The organism is Nonomuraea cypriaca (assembly GCF_015645445.1).
GTDB classification, from domain to species: Bacteria; Actinomycetota; Actinomycetes; order Streptosporangiales; family Streptosporangiaceae; genus Nonomuraea; species Nonomuraea cypriaca.
In genome coordinates, this window is the sequence record NZ_JADOGI010000499.1 from 1 (window position 1) to 1732 (window position 1732).

2 protein-coding genes are annotated in these 1732 nt (G+C 73.3%); both read right to left on the reverse strand.

From position 1 onward, the window contains the following. The coding region (locus ITP53_RS55200; protein ID WP_195903459.1) for a serine/threonine-protein kinase at window positions 1-769 on the reverse strand (769 nt) is incomplete at its 3' end. A 383-nt stretch (window positions 770-1152) separates the two neighbouring features. Then, window positions 1153-1732 (reverse strand): alpha/beta fold hydrolase (locus tag ITP53_RS55205; RefSeq protein WP_195903460.1); only part of this gene is annotated, 580 nt, incomplete at its 5' end.

Here is a 1732-nt window from a genome sequence, read left to right on the forward strand (position 1 = left end):
GGGTGTGGCCGAGCAGGCGCATGAGCGCGTCGTTCGCCGCCGGCCGCCGGGCGGGGTCCTTGGCCAGGCAGTCCGTCACCAGAGCGCGCAGGGCCGGGTCCTCGACGGAGGTCACGTCCGGCTCGGTGTGCATGATGCGGTTGATCACGGCGGGCACGCTGTCCTGCCCGAACGGCGGCCGTCCCGACGCCGCGAACAGCAGCGTGCACGCCCAGGCGAACATGTCCGAGGCCGGTCCTGGAGCCGCCTCGGTGAGCTGTTCCGGCGCCATGAACGAGGGCGTGCCGATCACCGCGCCGGTGAGCGTCGAGGTGTGGTCGAGCGCCTTCGCGATGCCGAAGTCGATCACGCGGGGGCCGTCGGAGGCGAGGATCACGTTCGACGGCTTGAAGTCGCGGTGCACGATGCCGGCCTGGTGGATGGCGACCAGCGCGGTGACGGTGCCGATGGCGAGGCGGTGCAGGGAGGTGCCCGAGCGGGGTCCCTGAGCGCGTACGACGTCCGCGAGCGTCGGCCCGTCGATGTACTCGCTCACGATGTACGGCCGGCCGCCGAACAGCCCCGTCTCGATGACCTGGGCCGTGCAGAACGGCGCCACCCGCCGGGCCATCGCCACCTCGCGGACGAACCGCTCGGACGCCTCGGTGTTCCCGGCCAGGTCGGCGCGCAGCAGCTTGAGCGCCACCTGGGCGCCGTCCCGGGCGGTGGCGAGGTAGACGATGCCCTGCCCGCCCTCGCCCAGGCGCCCGCTCACGGCGTACTCACCCACCGACCCGGGATCCTCTGGCCGCGAAGGCACGAGGTCCGGCATTGACCACCCCCATAAATGCCGTCTTTTCCCGCCATTCTGGTGCGTAGCCCGGCTCCCCGTCACGCATCCACGAACACCCGCCACCCTTCAACGAGCGCCTCTGCGAGAACGGCGGCCCCACACCCAGTTACACGGCTCTCGGGAGCGGCCACCGCCCATTCAACAGGCGGTTCCAGGAAACGGCCGCCGCCCGTTCAACAAGCAGTTCCTGGCGGCTCTCGGAACGGCCGCCTCTCCTCAACCATCGGCTCTCAGGAAGCGGCAGCCACCCATCCGACCAGCAGCTTCGGGGAACGGCCACCGCTCGTCCAACGGCGGTCCGAGGAGCGACTGGCGCTTGTTCAGCGGGTGGTGGAGACGGCGTGCGCGACGACTTCCGGCTGCTCCAGCTGGACCTGGCGGCCCGCGTCCGGCAGGCGGACGAGCCGGGCGCCGAGGTCGCCGGCCAGGCGTTCGCGGCAGCGGTCCGTCCCGCCCGTGCCTATCACGGTGACCGGGACGTCGGGGAACGGCTTCTCCGCCCTGATCCGGCGCAGGTCGGCGGCCATGTCGCGGCGGGCCAGCCATTCCCCCGCCACCGCCGCGGGCACCTTGCCCATGCTGTAGGCGCCGGACGGGTCGGGCAGGCCGGTGAGCAGGCGGTGGACGGCGGGCCCGGTCAGGCGGGCCACTGCGGTCGCACCCCACGTACCGCCCAGCGCGGGCACCCACCGGCCGGCCGCCCTGGCGACCGCGAGCGGGCCGCGGTCGTTCGCGCAGCGCGGGTCCAGGAGAACGAGCTTGGCCACGCACAGCGGATGCAGCCTGGCGAACGCCTCCGCGTGCCAGCAGGCGACCCCGTGGGCGACGACCGTGACCTGCTCCGGGTGGGCGGGGGCCAGCGCGGCCAGGCGGGCGACCTCGCCGTACAGGGTGGGCGGG